A 17,819-nucleotide genomic window follows, 5' to 3' on the forward strand; every position below is an offset into this window, starting at 1 on the left:
ACATTCCGAACCCGGAAGCTAAGCCTTTCAGCGCCGATGGTACTGCAGGGGGGACCCTGTGGGAGAGTAGGACGCCGCCGAACAATTTTTAGCCTCAACCCCCGGACTCTGTCCGGGGGTTGAGGCATTTTTGCGTTCTGGTGCGGTGCGGGTGCCCCCTGTGCGCGGCGGCGTCATGGCTGCGGGTAAGGTCAGGGGGCATCGTCCGTACGTTCCCAGCAGGAGGCCCCCGGGTGGAGGTCCAGGAGACCCGCGTTCAGACCGACCGGGTCCTCACCATCCCCAACATTCTCAGCATGGCGCGTCTCGCCGGCGTGCCGCTGTTTCTGTGGCTGATTCTCCGACCGGAGTTCGGCGGGCCCAACAGTGACGGCTGGGCGCTTCTCGTCCTGATGCTCAGTGGTGTCAGCGACTATCTCGACGGAAAACTGGCCCGGCGCTGGAATCAGATCAGCAACCTCGGCCGGCTGCTCGATCCCGCCGCCGACCGCCTGTACATCCTGTCCACGCTCGTGGGTCTCACCTGGCGCGAGATCCTGCCGTGGTGGCTGACCGCCGCCCTTCTGGCGCGCGAGGCCATGCTGCTGGTGATGGTGGGAATCCTCCGTCGGCACGGCTACCCGCCGCCGCAGGTGAACTTCCTCGGCAAAGCTGCGACATTCAACTTGATGTACGCGTTCCCGTTGCTGCTTCTCAGTGACGGAACGGGCTGGCTTTCGTCACTCGCTGAAGTTTTCGGGTGGGCCTTCGCCGGATGGGGTACAACTCTGTATTGGTGGGCAGGGATCCTCTACGTGGTCCAGGTCCGTCGACTCGTGAAGGCGGATACCGCGGCCGATTGAGCCCGTCCGTCCTGTGCCGAGCAGCGTCGCCGGCAACAACGAGGACGTCCGAGGGCTACTGAGCGGACAGGTGAAGTCGGCAGGACCGTCGTCTCTTCAAGGAGGACGCTTCCGACATGAAGGCCGTTGTGATGGCCGGTGGCGAAGGAACACGCCTTCGCCCGATGACCTCGAGCATGCCCAAGCCTCTACTGCCGGTGGTGAACCGGCCGATCATGGAGCACGTCCTACGACTGCTCAAGAGGCACGGTCTCAACGAGACCGTCGTGACCGTGCAATTTCTTGCCTCTCTCGTCAGGAACTACTTCGGCGACGGCGAGGAGCTCGGTATGGAGCTCACGTATGCCAACGAGGAGAAGCCACTCGGTACAGCGGGAAGTGTGAAGAACGCCGAGGAGGCGTTGAAGGACGACACCTTCCTCGTCATCTCGGGGGACGCGCTCACCGATTTCGACCTCTCCGATCTCATCGCCTTTCACAAGGAGAAGGGCGGCCTCGTCACGGTCTGCCTGACCCGGGTGCCGAACCCGCTGGAATTCGGCATCACGATCGTCGACGAAGAAGGAAAGGTCGAGCGCTTCCTGGAGAAGCCCACCTGGGGCCAGGTCTTCTCGGACACCGTGAACACGGGCATCTACGTGATGGAGCCCGAGGTCTTCGACTACGTCGAGGCCGATGCCTCGGTCGACTGGTCGGGTGATGTCTTCCCCCAGCTCATGAAGGAGGGCAAGCCGATCTACGGCTATGTCGCCGAGGGCTACTGGGAGGACGTGGGCACGCATGAGAGCTATGTGAAGGCCCAGGCGGACGTCCTGGAGGGCAAGGTCCAGGTCGACATCGACGGCTTCGAGATCTCGCCGGGAGTGTGGGTCGCCGAGGGTGCCGAGGTGCACCACGACGCCGTGCTGCGCGGACCGCTCTACATCGGCGACTACGCCAAGGTCGAGGCCGACGCCGAGATCCGTGAGCACACCGTCATCGGCTCGAACGTGGTCGTCAAGAGCGGGGCCTTCCTGCACAAGGCCGTCGTGCACGACAACGTCTACATCGGTCCGCAGAGCAATCTGCGGGGATGTGTGATCGGCAAGAACACCGACATCATGCGGGCGGCCCGGATCGAGGACGGAGCCGTCATCGGGGACGAGTGCCTGGTCGGTGAGGAATCGATCGTGCAGGGCAACGTCCGGGTCTATCCGTTCAAGACCATCGAGGCCGGTGCCTTCGTCAACACCTCGGTCATCTGGGAGTCCCGCGGGCAGGCCCATCTCTTCGGGGCACGAGGGGTCTCCGGCATCCTCAACGTGGAGATCACCCCGGAGCTGGCCGTCCGCCTGGCGGGGGCGTACGCCACGACCTTGAAGAAGGGCGCGACCGTCACCACGGCCCGTGACCACTCCAGGGGTGCGCGAGCGCTGAAACGGGCGGTGATCTCGGCACTGCAGGCCAGCGCCATCGACGTACGGGACCTCGAGAACGTACCGCTGCCCGTGGCGCGGCAGCAGACCGCTCGGGGAAGCGCCGGCGGCATCATGGTGCGGACCTCGCCCGGGGTGCCCGACTCCGTGGACATCATGTTCTTCGACGAACGCGGGGCGGATCTCTCCCAGGGCGGGCAGCGCAAGCTCGACCGGGTGTTCGCCCGGCAGGAGTACCGGCGGGCCTTCCCCGGCGAGATCGGCGACCTCTCCTTCCCGGCGAGCGTCTTCGACTCGTACACCGGCTCGCTGCTGCGGAACGTCGACACCACCGGGATCGCGGAAGCGGGCCTGAAGGTGGTCGTGGACGCCTCCAACGGCAGTGCCGGGCTCGTCCTGCCCAGCCTCCTGGGGCGGCTCCAGGTCGATTCGCTGACGATCAACCCCGGACTCGACGAATCCAGACCCACCGAGTCGGCCGAGAGCCGGCGTGCCGGGCTCGTGCGGCTCGGAGAGATCGTGGCCTCGGCCAGGGCGGCCTTCGGAGTGCGGTTCGACCCCGTCGGCGAGCGGCTCTCGCTCGTGGACGAGCGGGGGCGGATCATCGAGGACGACCGGGCGCTGCTTGTGATGCTGGACCTGGTGGCGGCCGAGCGGCGCTCGGGGCGGGTCGCGCTGCCGGTGACGACCACCCGCATCGCCGAGCAGGTCGCCGCGTACCACGGCACGCAGGTCGAGTGGACGACCACCTCGCCGGACGACCTCACGAGGGTCGGGCGCGAGGAGTCGACGATCTTCGGCGGCGACGGGCGCGGCGGGTTCATCGTGCCCGAGTTCAGCAGCGTCTTCGACGGCGCCGCCGCCTTCGTGCGGCTGATCGGGCTCGTCGCACGGACACAGCTCACGCTGAGCCAGATCGACGCGCGGATTCCGCGGGCGCACGTCCTCAAGAAGGACATCGCGACGCCGTGGGCCGTGAAGGGGCTGGTGATGCGCCGGGTGGTGGAGGCCGCGGGCAGCCGCTCCGTGGACACCACCGACGGAGTGCGGGTGGTCGAGGCCGACGGTCGGTGGGTGATGGTGCTGCCCGACCCCGCCGAGGCCGTCACCCATCTGTGGGCCGAGGGCCCCGACGACGCCTCCGCACAGGCACTGCTCGACGAATGGGCCGAGGTGGTCGACGGCGCAGGTAGCTGACCGGATGGACCGGTGCTGCGGGGAGGTGCCCCAGGGGTGCCTCCCCGCAGCGCGGAGGGGCCATTCGGCGGTAGGCCGTGCGACGTGCGACGATGTGCGGCATGTCGCAGCAGCCCCCCGTTCGGAGCACCGGATCACCGCCGCCGCGCCCGGACGCGTCCATGTCGCTGCTGAACAACGTGATCGACCACGCGCTCGACGACGGCTACGCGGAGGCGACCGCCCGGCGTGCCGCCGAGGGCGGTGGACTGCCCCGCAGCCTGCGGGCCAAGCTCGGTGTCGCCGCCGGCCTCCTGCTCGCCGCCGCCGTGGTGACCGTCGGCGCGGCCGAGGCGCGGATCTCCGCGCCGGTCGTGGCCAAGGAGCGCCAGGAGCTCATCGACCGGATCGAGGCGGAGACCTCGGCGGCCGAACAGCTGGAAGAGGACGTCGAGCGGATCCGGTCCGAGGTCGGCGAACGCCAGCGCCAGGCACTTCAGCAGCACGGCGGTGACCAGGCCGAGCTCGTGGGGCTGCTCTCGGGCGCGACGCCCGTGCACGGCCCCGGGGTGAAGCTCGTCGTCAACGATGCCAAGGGCACCGACTCCGGGGGCGGCGGTCCGCGGGAGAGCAGTGGCTTCTCCGACACGGGCCGGGTACGCGACCGGGACATGCAGCGCATCATCAACGGGCTGTGGGAGTCGGGTGCCGAGGCGGTCGCCATCAACGGTCAGCGGCTGACGTCGCTGTCCGCGATCCGGGCCGCGGGCGACGCCATACTGGTCGACAACAAGCCGCTGGTGCCGCCGTACACCATCCTCGCGATCGGGGACGGGCAGCGGCTGAGCACAGCGTTCCAGGACAGCGCCGACGGGCAGTATCTGCACGCGCTGGTGGAGAACTTCGGGATCAGGAGCGGTATCACCGCCGAGGGCGACGTACGCCTGCCGGCCGCTCCGAGCCTGACCGTACGTACCGCAGAGCCGAGGGGGGCCGGGGCGACGCCGTCCGGGCGGGCCACGGCCGACACAGGGAAGGGCACATCGTGATCGCCGTACTGGGCCTGATCGTCGGAGTCGTGGTCGGACTGTTGGTCCGCCCCGAAGTCCCGGCGGTGGTCGAGCCCTATCTTCCGATCGCCGTGGTCGCCGCCCTCGACGCGGTCTTCGGCGGTTTCCGGGCCATGCTCGACGGCATCTTCGTCGACAAGGTCTTCGTCGTCTCGTTCCTGTCGAACGTGGTCGTGGCCGCGCTGATCGTCTTCCTCGGCGACAAGCTCGGCGTGGGCGCGCAGCTGTCGACGGGTGTGGTCGTCGTGCTCGGCATCCGGATCTTCTCCAACGCGGCCGCCATCCGGCGCCATGTCTTCCGGGCGTGACGCGGATGAGCGAGAACCCTCAGAACCCCCAGAGCCCCCAGAGCCCCCAGAACCCCCAGGATCCTCGGAAGCACGAGAACTCGGGGAGTCCCGAGATCGAGCGGGAGCCCGGGAGCGTCGGCACGCCGGACGGTGCCGGGAAGCCTGACGGCGCCGGAGCGCCGGGGAGCGTCGGGAAACCGGAGAGCGCCGGGGAGCCGGAGAGCGGCGGTGCCCCGGGAGAGCCCGAGGAGTCCACGGACTCCGTCCACGACACGACCGCGGACCACGACGTCCGGGTGCCCGTGCCGCCGGCCGCCCCCGCGCCCGAGCAGAGCGGACGCCGGCGGCTCGCCGCCGCGTTCTGGCCGCCCCGGGCGTCCCGCGCGCAGCTCATCGTCGCGCTGTTGCTGTTCGTCCTCGGTCTCGGCCTGGCCATCCAGGTCTCCTCGACCAGCGACAACAGCGCCCTGCGCGGGGCACGCCAGGAGGACCTGGTGCGGATCCTCGACGAGCTGGACGACCGTACGCAGCGCCTGGAGGACGAGAAGTCCCGGCTGGAGAAGCAGCGGACGGAGCTGGAGTCCAGCTCCGACCAGGCCGAGGAGGCGCGCAAGCAGACCCAGGAGAAGGAGCAGCAGCTCGGCATCCTGGCCGGCACGGTCGCCGCCGAGGGCCCGGGCATCACCCTGACCGTCGGCGACCCCAGCGGGGCCGTCGAGTCGGACATGCTCCTCGACGCCATCCAGGAGCTGCGCGCCGCCGGCGCCGAGGCGATCCAGGTCAACGGTGTGCGGGTGGTCGCGGACAGTTATTTCACCGGTGGCGGTGATGACATGCGGATCGATGGAACGAAGGTGACCGCTCCGTACGTCTTCAAGGTCATCGGCAAGCCGGAGGATCTCGAGCCCGCGCTCAACATCCCCGGCGGTGTCGTCCAGACCCTGGAGAAGGAGCAGGCCACGGCCACGGTGGAGCGGTCGGCGAAGATCGTCGTCGACGCCTTGCGACCCGCGAAGCGGCCTGACTACGCTCAGTCGTCCTCGTAGGGAGAGGGGGACAAGGGGGGGTCCCGCGACATGGGCACGACGTTGCGGGGGGTCGGCGCACCACAACGGTGGTGCGTGGTGGAAACTGTCCGGAGGATACGGACGTTGTGAAGGTGTCCGGGTCGGCAGGTGTGATGGATCTCGGTTCGTCCTGCCCCACGGGCGGGTCTGTTTCGGTCAAGGGGAATCGCCCGTGAGTTTTTTTGCGAAGTTGTTCGGCAAGAGCGGACGTGAGGACGGCGGTAACGCCAAGCACCGCGCGTCGCGCCATGCCCAGAGCGAGGAGCAGGGCGGCGAACGCCCGCTCTTCCGCGACGAGGTCGGTGGCCAGGGTGGTGACGCGTACGGCGCGTCGTCTGTTGACCCCGCAGGGGCCGCCCGCATAGGTTTCGGAGAACCATCAACCTCAAGTACGGGTGGAGGGTTTGCCCCCGATCCGTACGCGACACAGACCTCGGCGGGGCAGCCGCGGCAGGAGGATGCGTCCATGCCGGTGTGTACGAGGTGCGGTCACCGCAACGCGGCCGACAGTCGTTTCTGCTCCCACTGCGGCACGCCGCTGCGGGGTGGAGTCGCACCCGAGCGGGCCTCCGAGACGACGTCCACGATCTCCATCTCGGGCCTCGAGGCCTATGACGCGGAGGTCACCGGCCAGACGCAACTGCCTTCGCTCTCTCCCGAGGCGCTGGCGGCCGTGGAGGCGCTGCCGCTGGGCTCCGCGCTCCTCGTGGTGCGCCGCGGGCCGAACTCCGGCAGCCGGTTCCTGCTCGACGGTGAGCTGACCACGGCCGGCCGTCACCCCCAGAGCGACATCTTCCTGGACGACTTCACGGTCTCCCGGAGGCATGTCGAATTCCGGCGGGGCCAGGACGGCAGCTTCACCGTCTCCGATGTCGGCAGTCTCAACGGCACGTACGTCAACCGTGAGCCGATCGACTCGGTCGTTCTGTCCAATGGCGACGAGGTGCAGATCGGCAAGTACCGGCTGGTCTTCTACTCGAGCCAGCGGGGCGTGTGACGCCTCGGAGAAGCCTTCAGGGAAGGTCCATGCTGCGAACACCGACGGGCGGTGCCGGATCCGGCACCGCCGCGGGCGACCGGCTGGTCAGCATCGGCACGGTGCTGAACCAGCTGCGCGACGAATTTCCCGAAGTGACGATCTCCAAGATCCGGTTCCTGGAGGCCGAGGGGCTCGTGGAGCCCCGGCGTACGGCCTCCGGGTACCGGAAGTTCAGCCCGCAGGATGTGGAGCGGCTCGCTCAGATCCTGCGGATGCAGCGGGACCACTATCTTCCGCTGAAGGTCATCCGTGAGCATCTCGACGCCCTCGCCCGCGGGGAGCAGGTCACGCTTCCGGCACCCGGACGGCGGCGGGACCTGACCGAAGGCGCCTGGGAGCAGGAGACGGAGCCGCCCACCGCCGCGCGGATCGGGCGGGCCGAACTGCTCGCCGCGGCCGAGGTGACGGAGACCGAGCTCGTCGCGTGGGAGTCGTACGGCCTCATCTCCGAGACGGAGGGCGGCGGGTACGACGCCGAGACCGTCACCGTCGCGCGGCTCGTCGCGGATCTGGGGCGATTCGGTCTGGAACCCAGGCACCTGCGGGCCGTGAAGGCCGCCGCGGACCGGGAGGCCGGGCTGATCGAGCAGGTCGTGGCGCCGCTGCGGCGGCACCGTAATCCGCAGACCAGAGCGCATGCGGAGGCCACCGCGCAGGAGCTCGCCGCCCAGTCGGTGAGGCTGCACGCGGCCCTGGTGCAGACCGCGCTGGGCATTCGGCTCCAGTGAGCTCCTGAGCGGCCCCGGACGGCGCTCCGGACGGCTCGGAGCGGTCCCGGGAGGGCCTCGCGGCGGGTCTCGGAGGGGGCCTCGGCGAGTGCCTGGGGAGGGCCCGACTATCCAAACCGGCCGGGCACGTCCTAGGGTTGCTGTGTGAACGAGCTCGACGTTGTGGGTGTCCGGGTGGAAATGCCCTCCAACCAGCCGATCGTGCTCCTGCGTGAAGTGGGAGGCGATCGGTACCTCCCCATCTGGATCGGACCGGGGGAGGCGACCGCGATCGCCTTCGCCCAGCAGGGGATGGCGCCTCCGCGGCCGCTGACGCACGACCTGTTCAAGGACGTGCTGGAGGCCGTGGGACAGGAACTCACCGAAGTCCGCATCACGGATCTGCGTGACGGGGTCTTCTACGCCGAGCTGGTCTTCGCCAGCGGCGTCGAGGTGAGCGCGCGGCCGTCGGACGCGATAGCACTGGCCCTCCGGACCGGGACGCCGATCTACGGCAGTGACGGTGTGCTGGACGACGCCGGTATCGCGATTCCGGACGAGCAGGAGGACGAGGTGGAGAAGTTCCGCGAGTTCCTCGACCAGATCTCACCGGAGGATTTCGGGACCAACAGCCAGTGAGTCGACGCGGCGCGGCCAGGGGCCGTTCGCGGGGTGCTGTCAGCGCATTCGAGTAGCCTTTCCCCGGAGAGAGAGACGGGAAACCACTCTCAGGGTGATTATCACTCGGCGTGCCGAGTGTGGCGATCGTTGACGCACCCCGAGTGACTGCCTACCTTCGTGTGGGCAGGTCAAGGACGGAGGGTCGGCGTGATGAGCAGCGCGGACGGTACGGCAGGGAGCTCGCTCGGACGCGTGTCCGGAGAGAGCGGTCCGTATCCGCTTCACGGCAGTGTGGGCGACTTCGGTACGGGCACCGGTCCGGGCACGGGGCCGGCAGGCGGTCCGGGGTCCGGAACCGACGCGGGCCCGGGCTCGGCGGGCGATGCGATCGGCTACCGCGGTCCGACGGCCTGTGCGGCGGCCGGGATCACCTATCGCCAATTGGACTACTGGGCGCGCACCGGGCTCGTGGAGCCGAGTGTGCGGCCCGCGTACGGGTCGGGGACCCAGCGGCTCTACAGCTTCCGCGACGTCGTCGTACTGAAGATCGTCAAGCGCTTCCTCGACACCGGGGTGGCCCTGCAGAACATCCGGGCCGCGGTGCAGCACCTGCGGGCGCGGGGCTTTCGCGACCTGGAGCGGATGACGCTCATGAGCGACGGAGCCACGGTGTACGAGTGCTCCTCCCCGGACGAGGTCGTCGATCTGCTCCAGGGCGGACAGGGTGTCTTCGGTATCGCCGTGGGGGTCGTCTGGCGGGACGTCGAGGCGGCGCTCTCGCAGCTGCACGGGGAACGGGTCGACACGGGCGAGACGCTCGTGGGGAACAACCCGGGGGACGAGCTGGCACGGCGTCGGCGGGACCGCGCGGTCTGAGGACCGGTTGGGCCCGTCGGTGCGTCGGTGCGTCGGTGCGTCGGTGCGTCGGTGCGTCGGCCCGTCGGTGTGCCGTGTCGCTCGGTGCGGTCGGGCCGTGGTGCCCGCGCCGTGGTGAGGCCGCGTTGTCAGTGGTGTGAGGCAGCATCGGACGTGTGAGAGCCGCGCCCACCATCCTGCATCTCGACATGGATGCCTTCTTCGCCGCCGCGGAGCAGGCGGCGAAGCCCAGCCTGCGCGGAAAGCCCGTGGTCGTCGGCGGCCTCGGGCCCCGGGGCGTGGTCGCCACCGCCTCGTACGAGGCGCGCCGCTTCGGAGTGCACTCGGCGATGCCCATGGGTCAGGCGCGGCGCCTCGCGCCGAACGCCGCCTACCTCGTGCCCCGCTTCGCCTTCTACCGCTCGATCAGCGAGCAGGTCATGGAGCTGCTCGGCGGCCTCTCCCCGCTCGTGGAGCCGCTCAGTCTCGACGAGGCCTTCGTGGATCTGGAGGCCGGGGGCGTGGCCGAGGACAGCGCGGGCGCCCGCGCCGCCGGGGAGCGGCTGCGGGTCGACATCCTGGCGACGACCGGACTCACCGGGTCCGTGGGGCTCGCGGGGTCCAAGATGATCGCGAAGATCGCCTCCGAGGAGGCCAAGCCCGACGGTCTGGTGCTGATCGAACCCGGCACCGAGCGCGAGCTCCTCGGGCCCCGGTCCGTGCGGATCCTGCCGGGGGTCGGGCCGGCCACCGGGGAGCATCTGCGGCGGGCCGGGATGACCACCGTGTCCGACCTCGCGGAAGCGGGCGAGGACGAGCTCGTACGGCTCCTCGGGCGGGCGCACGGGGCCTCGCTGTACCTGATGGCCCAGGGGTACGACGACCGGCCCGTGGTGGCCGAGCGGGACGCCAAGTCGGTGTCCGTCGAGGACACCTTCGATGTGGACCTGCACGACCGCGTGCGCATCAGGGTCGAGGTGGAGCGACTCGCGGAGCGCTGTGTGGGGCGGCTGCGGGCCTCCGGGCACTCCGGGCGGACCATCGTCCTGAAGGTCCGGCGGTTCGACTTCTCGACGCTGACGCGGTCCGAGACGCTCCGGGGGCCCACGGACGACCCGGGAGTCGTGCGCGAGGCGGCGGGGCGGCTGCTCGAGGCCGTCGACACGACGGGGGGCGTGCGGCTGCTGGGGGTCGGGGTGAGCGGGCTCGCGGACTACACGCAGGAGGATCTGTTCGCCCAGGCCACCCGGGCCGAAGCGGAGGCGGCGGGGAGCGCGACGGAGGCCGTCGCCGGTCCGGCGGGTGATGCTCCCGTCCCCGCGGCCGTACCCGCCGTCGAGCCCGAGGCCGATCGGCCCGCGGAGCGGCACTGGGCGCCCGGGCACGACGTACGGCACGCGGTGTACGGGGCCGGGTGGGTGCAGGGGAGCGGGGTCGGACGGGTCACCGTGCGGTTCGAGGAGCCAGGGTCGAAGCCGGGCCGGGTCAGGACCTTCTCGGTGGACGATCCGGATCTTGTGCCCGGGGAGGCGCTGCCGCTGGTGGGCGGGGGGTAGCGGGGGCGTCGGCTGGATTCGGGCTGTGGGGTTCGGGTGGGGCGAGAGGTGCGGGCGCCGGTGGGTGGAGGGGCGCCCGGCCTACGGCCGGGGCCCCGGTTTCCACCTCGGCCCGCTCGTGCGAGGGCCGGGCCCCTACGGGCCCTCCTGGCCCGCCAGGCGGCCGAAGTCCGTGTCCGGTGTGTCCGTAGGGGCCGGCGGGAGCGCCAGGCTGTAGTGGCGGTAGAGCTGGAGCTCCTGCTCCGGGGAGAGGTGGCGACCCACGCCGAAGTCGGGGGCGTCCTTGATGAGGGCCTTCTCGTACGGGATGTGGAGGCCGTCGTCGAGCAGGTCGCTCGGCTCCAGGGGGACGAAGGCGTCCCGGCTGAACAGGCCCGTGCGCAGCGCCGCCCACTCGGGGATGCCGGTCGCGTCGTCCAGGTACACCTCGTCCACGGTTCCGATCTTGTGTCCGTTCCGGTCGTACGCCTTGCGGCCGATCAGGCTGCGCGGATCGATATCGGTCTGCACGGTCCCTCCAACTGGTCGCAACTGCTCTACACCCCTACGAAAGTGCACATCTGGGATGTCGGCCACTTGAGCGAAGGAAGCCGCAACCTCGCTGGTAGGCTGGCTGTGGCTGTCGACCCTGTGCGGGAGAGTCCCCCGGAGAAAACTTCCGGTGGGCGCCGAAGGAGCAAATCCTCCCCGGAATCTCTCAGGCCCCTGTACCGCGCGGACGAGGTCACTCTGGAAAGCAGAGCGGTGTCCGACGGCATGCGCTCTCACCGACGGTGAAAGCCGGCGTGCCACAGGCATGCCGGTGAAACTCTCAGGTTGAGATGACAGAGGGGGAGGCCGTCCGGGTACCCGCGCCGTGGTGCCCCTCGCAGGTCGTGACGACCAGGAGGCCTCCGTAATGACCGCCAACCGCATTCCGCTCTCCGAACTCGAACAGGGCATCCCGTTCGAGCAGCGGCACATCGGGCCCGACGCCGAGGCGCGTGCCAAGATGCTCGCCCAGGTCGGTTACGGCTCTCTCGACGAGCTCACCGCCGCCGCGGTGCCGGACGTCATCAAGAACACCGAGGCGCTGAGCCTCCCGTCCGCGCGCACGGAGGCCGAGGTCCTGGCCGAGCTGCGCACGCTCGCCGACCGCAACCAGGTCCTCGCGCCGATGATCGGCCTCGGCTACTACGGCACCTTCACCCCGCCGGTGATCCTGCGGAACGTGATGGAGAACCCCGCCTGGTACACGGCCTACACGCCGTACCAGCCGGAGATCTCCCAGGGGCGCCTGGAGGCGCTGCTGAACTTCCAGACCGTGGTCGCCGACCTGACCGGGCTGCCCACCTCCGGCGCCTCCCTCCTCGACGAGGGCACCGCGGCCGCCGAGGCCATGGCGCTCGCGCGGCGCGTCGGCAAGGTCAAGAACGGTGTCTTCCTCATCGACGCCGACGCCCTGCCGCAGACGATCGCCGTCATCGAGACCCGCGCCGAGCCGACCGGTGTCGAGGTCGTCGTCGCGGACCTCAGCGAGGGCATCCCGGCCGAGATCGCCGAGCGCGGTGTCTTCGGCGTGCTCCTGCAGTACCCCGGCGCCTCCGGTGCGGTCCGCGACATCAAGCCGCTGATCGACGCCGCCCACGAGCTCGGCGCCATCGTCACCGTCGCCGCCGACCTGCTCGCGCTGACCCTGCTCACCTCGCCCGGCGAGCTCGGCGCGGACATCGCCGTCGGTACGACGCAGCGCTTCGGCGTTCCCATGGGCTTCGGCGGTCCGCACGCCGGCTACATGGCCGTCCAGGACAAGCACGCCCGTTCCCTGCCCGGCCGCCTGGTGGGTGTCTCCGTCGACGCCGACGGGAACCGCGCGTACCGCCTGGCCCTGCAGACCCGCGAGCAGCACATCCGCCGCGAGAAGGCCACCAGCAACATCTGTACCGCTCAGGTGCTGCTCGCCGTCATGGCCGGCATGTACGCCGTCTACCACGGCCCCGACGGCCTCAAGGGCATCGCGCAGCGCACCCACCGGTACGCCGCGATCCTTGCCGCCGGCCTGACCGCCGGGGGCGTGGAGCTCACCCAGGGCGCCTTCTTCGACACCCTCACCGCCCGCGTGCCCGGCAAGGCCGACGAGGTCGTGGCCGCCGCCCGCGAAGCCGGTGTGAATCTCTACCGCGTCGACGCCGACCACGTGTCGATCTCGTGCGACGAGACCACCGGGCGCGACCAGCTCGCCGCCGTGTGGGGCGCCTTCGGCGTCACCGCCGACGTCGAGGCCCTGGACGCCACCACCGAGGACACGCTGCCCGCCGGTCTGCTGCGCTCCGACGCGTACCTGACCCACCCGGTCTTCCACGCGCACCGCTCCGAGACTTCGATGCTGCGCTACCTGCGCAAGCTGGCCGACCGCGACTACGCGCTCGACCGCGGCATGATCCCGCTCGGCTCCTGCACGATGAAGCTGAACGCGACGACCGAGATGGAGGCGGTGACCTGGCCCGAGTTCGGTCAGATGCACCCCTTCGCCCCGGTCGAGCAGGCCCAGGGCTACGTCACGCTCATCACCGAGCTGGAGGACCGCCTCGCCGAGGTCACCGGCTACGACAAGGTGTCGATCCAGCCGAACGCCGGTTCGCAGGGCGAGCTGGCCGGTCTGCTCGCCGTCCGCGCCTACCACCGCGCCAACGGCGACGAGCAGCGCACGGTCTGCCTGATCCCCTCCTCGGCGCACGGCACCAACGCCGCCTCCGCGGTGATGGCCGGCATGAAGGTCGTCGTCGTCAAGACCGCCGACGACGGCGAGGTCGACGTCGAGGACCTGCGCGCCAAGATCGCCCAGTACCGCGACGAGCTGTCGGTGCTGATGATCACCTACCCGTCGACGCACGGTGTGTTCGAGGAGCACGTCGCCGACATCTGCGCCGAGGTGCACGACGCAGGCGGCCAGGTGTACGTCGACGGTGCCAACCTCAACGCGCTCGTCGGTCTGGCCAAGCCGGGCCACTTCGGCGGCGACGTCTCGCACCTGAACCTGCACAAGACCTTCTGCATCCCGCACGGCGGCGGCGGTCCGGGCGTCGGCCCGGTTGGTGTCCGCGCGCACCTCGCCCCGTACCTGCCGAACCACCCGCTCCAGCCCACCGCGGGCCCGGAGACCGGCGTCGGCCCGATCTCGGCCGCCCCGTGGGGCTCCGCGGGCATCCTGCCGATCTCGTGGTCGTACGTGCGCCTGATGGGCGGCGAGGGCCTCAAGCGCGCCACCCAGGTCGCCGTGCTCGCGGCGAACTACATCGCCAAGCGTCTCGAGCCGCACTTCCCGGTGCTCTACACCGGCCCGGCCGGTCTGGTCGCCCACGAGTGCATCGTCGACCTGCGCCCGCTGTCCAAGGCGACCGGCGTCACGGTCGACGACATCGCCAAGCGCCTCATCGACTACGGCTTCCACGCGCCGACGATGTCGTTCCCGGTGGCCGGCACGCTGATGATCGAGCCGACCGAGTCCGAGGACCTGGTCGAGATCGACCGCTTCTGCGACACGATGATCGCGATCCGCGGCGAGATCGAGAAGGTCTCCTCGGGCCACTGGCCCGGCGACGACAACCCGCTGCACAACGCGCCGCACACCGCGGCCGCGCTGGGCGGCGAGTGGAACCACCCGTACACGCGGGACGAGGCCGTCTTCCCGGCCGGAGTCTCCACCGCCGACAAGTACTGGCCGCCGGTGCGCCGCATCGACGGTGCCTTCGGCGACCGGAACCTGGTCTGCTCCTGCCCGCCGCTGGACGAGTACGACAACTGAGCACGACGGCTGCCGCGTCGGGCGGCCGCGCATGATGTGAGGGCCGGTTCGGAGGAACTCTCCGGGCCGGCCCTCGGCGTCTCGCGTCCGCTCCTCGTACGGTGTCGGCCCCGCCCTCAGGCGGCGGTCGTCACCTGCCCCGCCGTCAGCGGCCGGTGGGGGGCGATGATCTGCCCGTCGGGCAGCAGTTCACCGGTGTCCTCGAAGAGCAGGACGCCGTTGCACAGCAGGCTCCAGCCCTGTTCCGGGTGGTGTGCCGTCGGTCGGGCCGCCTCCCGGTCGGCGGAGTCGGCGGTGGGACAGGCAGGCTGGTGCTGGCACATGGGTGGGTTCTTTCGCTGCGTCGTGGTGGATGTCCTGCGGCTGTTCGCGCTCATCGCCGCCCCCGTCGGTCGGTTGGGTTCCGATCCCAGTCTTGCCGCATGGACGGTCTTCCGCAGGGATTTCGCGGCAGCTCGTCCTTTCCTGGGAAGACGCATCACCCGCAGGGGCGGTTCACGCCAACTGCACCATCTCTTCGGGTGGTTCGGGGTGGTCCCAGCGGGCTAGTCCGTATGGGCGGGGTGTTCGGGCGGAGCGTTCGGGCGGGCCTCTCGGACAGCAGTGCGCCCCGTGACCCGCCGGGTCACGGGGCGGCGCCGCTCGCGCGGTGGATCAGGCGGGCGCCGCCGAGCCCAGGAGGGGCGGCGGCGCGAGGCGCGTACTGAGCACGGGCAGGAGATCGGCGACCTGGTACGGGCGGTGGGCCGCGATCCCCGGCGGGGCGGGGGCCAGCGGCACCAGCAGATCGGCCGCGGCCGGGGCGGTGGCCGCGCCGGCGCCGTCAGCCTCCGGTTCGGCGTGCAGCCAGAGCGTCAGCATGTAGAGCTCCGGCACGGAGAGCAGACGCGGCTGGTACGGGACGGGCAGCGCTTCTGCCTGGAGCAGGGCCCGCTCCGTGGACGTGACGTACGGCCCCTCGAAGAAGTGCGAGAAGGACCAGCCGTCCGGGGTGAGCATGGTGTCCGCGGCGGCGATCGCCCGCTCCCCGTTCCTGATCAGGAAGCGCCAGCCGGCGAGCCGGGTGCGGGGCGGCTGCCCCGGTGCGCCGGTGACGCCGAGAACGTGCACGGGCAGGGGGAGTTCGGGGCTCAGTGGTCCCTGCGCGGCCCGCAGGGCGGGAGTTCGCGCCTCACGGACGGCGGTCGGGGAGCCGAGGGCCGCGAGGACACTGCGGAGGGCCGGCGCAGGGGCCGGGGAGGGTCGGAGCATGGTGGGTCGCCTCTCACTCAGGAGACACGGTGATGCGTGGGCAGGTACGACGGCGCTGTCGGCGGCGGGGCCAGAGGAGGGCCAAGGGGCCATGGCCGGGCGCCAACACTCTGCCTCGTCCGCGGAGTTTATACGACACGTGTTCACGGAGTGTTTCCGCTAGACGTCGCCGATATTCCTGACAAGGCGTCATCAAGCCGTAAAACATGGGTCGCAGAAGCGGAATCCCGCAGTGCCGTCGCTCTCACCTGCGTATTCCTCGCAGAGCTGGACGGCTGAATTCATCCCACCGCTTCCGGAGCAATATGACAATGGAATATGTCGATTGTTCCGTGCCCTCGGGATGTGACGGTGGAGCGCTGCATCCAGCCTATCCTCCGACGGCCCTCCTTCGCAGGCGTTGTGGATCAGCGGGGTGGGCATCATCGTCCGAGACGCGCGGCCGTCGTGGCGGCCGTCCACTTGGGAGGGACGCTTCGATGGGGGAGAAGGTCGTGGCCGACGGGTTCGGCCCGTCCGACCGGCAGCAGTACCGGAGAAAGCTCCAGCAGTGCCTGGCGGGGCTCGCGAGGCTCCTGGCGGAGAAGAGGTTCGACCGTCCGCGCAATCTCATGGGCGTGGAGATCGAACTCAATCTCGCCGGTGCCGACGGACTGCCCCGGATGCTGAACGGTCCGGTGCTCGAAAAGATCGCGAGCCCCGATTTCCAGACAGAACTGGGAATGTTCAACCTCGAAGTGAACATCGCGCCCCACCAGCTGGGCGGGCGCGTATTCGACCGGCTCGCGGAGGAGATCGGCACCGGAATCGGATATGCCGACCGCAAGGCCGGTGAACTCGACGCCGGCGTCGTCATGATCGGCATACTGCCCACGCTCACGCAGGACGACCTGGTCTACGAGAACCTGTCGGCCGCCGACCGCTACGCGCTGCTCAACGACCAGATCCTCGCCGCCCGGGGCGAGGACTTCACGCTCGACATCCATGGTGTCGAACGACTGCTCTGCACCTCGGAGTCGATCGTTCCCGAGGCGGCCTGCACCTCGGTCCAGCTCCACCTCCAGGTGACGCCGGACCGGTTCGCCGCCGTGTGGAACGCGGCGCAGGCGGTGTCGGGCGTCCAGATAGCGCTGGGCGCCAACGCCCCCTTCGTCTTCGGCCGCGAGGTGTGGCGCGAGTCCCGGCCGCCCCTCTTCCAGCAGGCCACCGACACCCGGCCGCCCGAACTGCAGGCCCAGGGCGTCCGGCCGCGCACCTGGTTCGGGGAGCGGTGGGTGGACTCGGTGTACGACCTGTTCGAGGAGAATCTGCGCTACTTCCCCGCGCTGCTGCCCATCTGCGACGAGGAGGACCCGCTCCTCGTCCTCGACGGGGGCGGGGTGCCGCGCCTCCAGGAACTCGTCCTGCACAACGGCACGGTCTACCGCTGGAACCGGCCCGTGTACGGCTGGGTCGACGGCGTCCCGCATCTGCGCGTGGAGAACCGGGTACTGCCGGCCGGGCCGACCGTCACCGATGTGATCGCCAACGCGGCCTTCTACTACGGACTGGTCCGTTCGCTCGCCGACGAACCCCGGCCGGTCTGGAAACGCATGACGTTCGAGGACGCCGAGGCCAACTTCGACACCGCCTGCCGCCACGGGATCGAGGCGGAGCTGCGCTGGCCCCGTTCGGGCCGCGGCGGCGGCATCGCGACCCTCCCCGCCGTACGGCTCGTCCTGGACGAACTCCTTCCGCTCGCGGCCGCCGGGCTCGACGCCTGGCACATCGAGCCCGCCGACCGCGACTTCTACCTCGGAGTGATCGAACAGCGCTGTCTGCGGCGGGTGAACGGCGCCTCGTGGCAGGCGGACACCTTCCATCGAGCCCTGGAGTCGGGCCTCGACCGCGAGGCGGCCCTGGCGGCGACCACCCGCCGCTACCGGACCCTCATGCACGTGGGGGAGCCGGTGCACACCTGGCCGGTGGGGATCGACTGAGCGCACACGCGCGGGCCGGGCCGCGATCGAGGCCCGGGAGGCCGGGCAGGGGGCGGGGGCGGGGGCCGGGGCCGGGCGGCGGCCGGCGGCGCGGGCGGGGCGGCGGCCGATCATGACAAAGTGGTCGGGGCGCCGCCGGAAGGGCGTCCGTCCGCGACCGGGAAGTG

15 protein-coding genes, 1 rRNA gene and 1 riboswitch are annotated in these 17,819 nt (G+C 70.3%); of the genes, 13 read left to right on the forward strand and 3 right to left on the reverse strand.

Going from position 1 to position 17,819, the window contains the following annotated elements; translation table 11 throughout:
• The 11 genes from rrf to IE311_RS10255 all read left to right on the forward strand — a co-directional run.
• Positions 1-83: ribosomal RNA gene (rrf, locus tag IE311_RS10205) — 5S ribosomal RNA — on the forward strand; the annotation flags it as partial.
• A gap of 150 nt (positions 84-233) precedes the next feature.
• The gene (locus IE311_RS10210; RefSeq protein WP_189831299.1) at positions 234-842 is read left to right on the forward strand and encodes a CDP-alcohol phosphatidyltransferase family protein; all 609 of its coding nucleotides are present in this window, start codon (positions 234-236) and stop codon (positions 840-842) included.
• 116 nt (positions 843-958) lie between these two features.
• Positions 959-3,454, forward strand: coding sequence for a mannose-1-phosphate guanyltransferase (locus tag IE311_RS10215; protein ID WP_189831300.1), 2,496 nt, complete (start codon positions 959-961; stop codon positions 3,452-3,454).
• Between the two features lie 101 nt (positions 3,455-3,555).
• Complete coding sequence (locus tag IE311_RS10220) at positions 3,556-4,482, forward strand: DUF881 domain-containing protein (RefSeq protein ID WP_229901835.1); 927 nt, start codon at positions 3,556-3,558, stop codon at positions 4,480-4,482.
• The gene (locus IE311_RS10225) at positions 4,479-4,811 is read left to right on the forward strand and encodes a small basic family protein (RefSeq protein ID WP_033211936.1); all 333 of its coding nucleotides are present in this window, start codon (positions 4,479-4,481) and stop codon (positions 4,809-4,811) included. The genes IE311_RS10220 and IE311_RS10225 overlap by 4 nt, the downstream gene beginning before the upstream one ends.
• A 5-nt stretch (positions 4,812-4,816) precedes the next feature.
• On the forward strand, positions 4,817-5,839 hold the full coding sequence (locus tag IE311_RS10230; protein ID WP_409351066.1) for a DUF881 domain-containing protein: 1,023 nt from the start codon (positions 4,817-4,819) through the stop codon (positions 5,837-5,839).
• Between the two features lie 85 nt (positions 5,840-5,924).
• Positions 5,925-6,857: an FHA domain-containing protein gene (locus IE311_RS10235; protein WP_189831556.1), complete on the forward strand. Its 933-nt coding sequence runs from the start codon at positions 5,925-5,927 to the stop codon at positions 6,855-6,857.
• A gap of 29 nt (positions 6,858-6,886) precedes the next feature.
• Complete coding sequence (gene ftsR, locus IE311_RS10240) at positions 6,887-7,627, forward strand: transcriptional regulator FtsR (protein WP_189831301.1); 741 nt, start codon at positions 6,887-6,889, stop codon at positions 7,625-7,627.
• 144 nt (positions 7,628-7,771) lie between these two features.
• The gene (locus IE311_RS10245) at positions 7,772-8,245 is read left to right on the forward strand and encodes a bifunctional nuclease family protein (protein ID WP_015032172.1); all 474 of its coding nucleotides are present in this window, start codon (positions 7,772-7,774) and stop codon (positions 8,243-8,245) included.
• A gap of 192 nt (positions 8,246-8,437) precedes the next feature.
• Positions 8,438-9,103, forward strand: coding sequence for a MerR family transcriptional regulator (locus IE311_RS10250; RefSeq protein WP_189831302.1), 666 nt, complete (start codon positions 8,438-8,440; stop codon positions 9,101-9,103).
• 155 nt (positions 9,104-9,258) lie between these two features.
• A complete protein-coding gene (locus IE311_RS10255) occupies positions 9,259-10,638 on the forward strand; it encodes a DNA polymerase IV (protein WP_189831303.1) in 1,380 nt (459 codons plus the stop codon).
• A 135-nt stretch (positions 10,639-10,773) separates the two neighbouring features.
• On the opposite strand, the gene IE311_RS10260 is transcribed toward IE311_RS10255, so the two are convergent.
• Positions 10,774-11,148 (reverse strand): PRC-barrel domain-containing protein, encoded by a 375-nt coding sequence (locus tag IE311_RS10260; RefSeq protein ID WP_189831304.1) that lies wholly within the window; start codon positions 11,146-11,148, stop codon positions 10,774-10,776.
• Between the two features lie 113 nt (positions 11,149-11,261).
• Positions 11,262-11,361: riboswitch (glycine riboswitch) on the forward strand.
• Between the two features lie 175 nt (positions 11,362-11,536).
• Between IE311_RS10260 and gcvP the strand changes: the two genes are divergently transcribed.
• Complete coding sequence (gene gcvP / locus IE311_RS10265; RefSeq protein ID WP_189831305.1) at positions 11,537-14,422, forward strand: aminomethyl-transferring glycine dehydrogenase; 2,886 nt, start codon at positions 11,537-11,539, stop codon at positions 14,420-14,422.
• 116 nt (positions 14,423-14,538) lie between these two features.
• Here gcvP and IE311_RS10270 read toward each other — a convergent pair whose 3' ends face one another.
• Together IE311_RS10270 and IE311_RS10275 are read right to left on the reverse strand one after the other, a co-directional pair.
• A complete protein-coding gene (locus IE311_RS10270) occupies positions 14,539-14,745 on the reverse strand; it encodes a DUF5999 family protein (RefSeq protein ID WP_189831306.1) in 207 nt (68 codons plus the stop codon).
• Between the two features lie 331 nt (positions 14,746-15,076).
• A complete protein-coding gene (locus IE311_RS10275) occupies positions 15,077-15,673 on the reverse strand; it encodes a hypothetical protein (protein WP_189831307.1) in 597 nt (198 codons plus the stop codon).
• A 479-nt stretch (positions 15,674-16,152) separates the two neighbouring features.
• On the opposite strand from IE311_RS10275, the gene IE311_RS10280 reads away from it, so the two are divergent.
• Positions 16,153-17,652, forward strand: coding sequence for a glutamate--cysteine ligase (locus tag IE311_RS10280; protein ID WP_189831308.1), 1,500 nt, complete (start codon positions 16,153-16,155; stop codon positions 17,650-17,652).
• Positions 17,653-17,819: the final 167 nt, after the last annotated feature.

Source organism: Streptomyces zaomyceticus, from assembly GCF_014656215.1.
In the GTDB taxonomy this organism is placed as follows: domain Bacteria; phylum Actinomycetota; class Actinomycetes; order Streptomycetales; family Streptomycetaceae; genus Streptomyces; species Streptomyces zaomyceticus.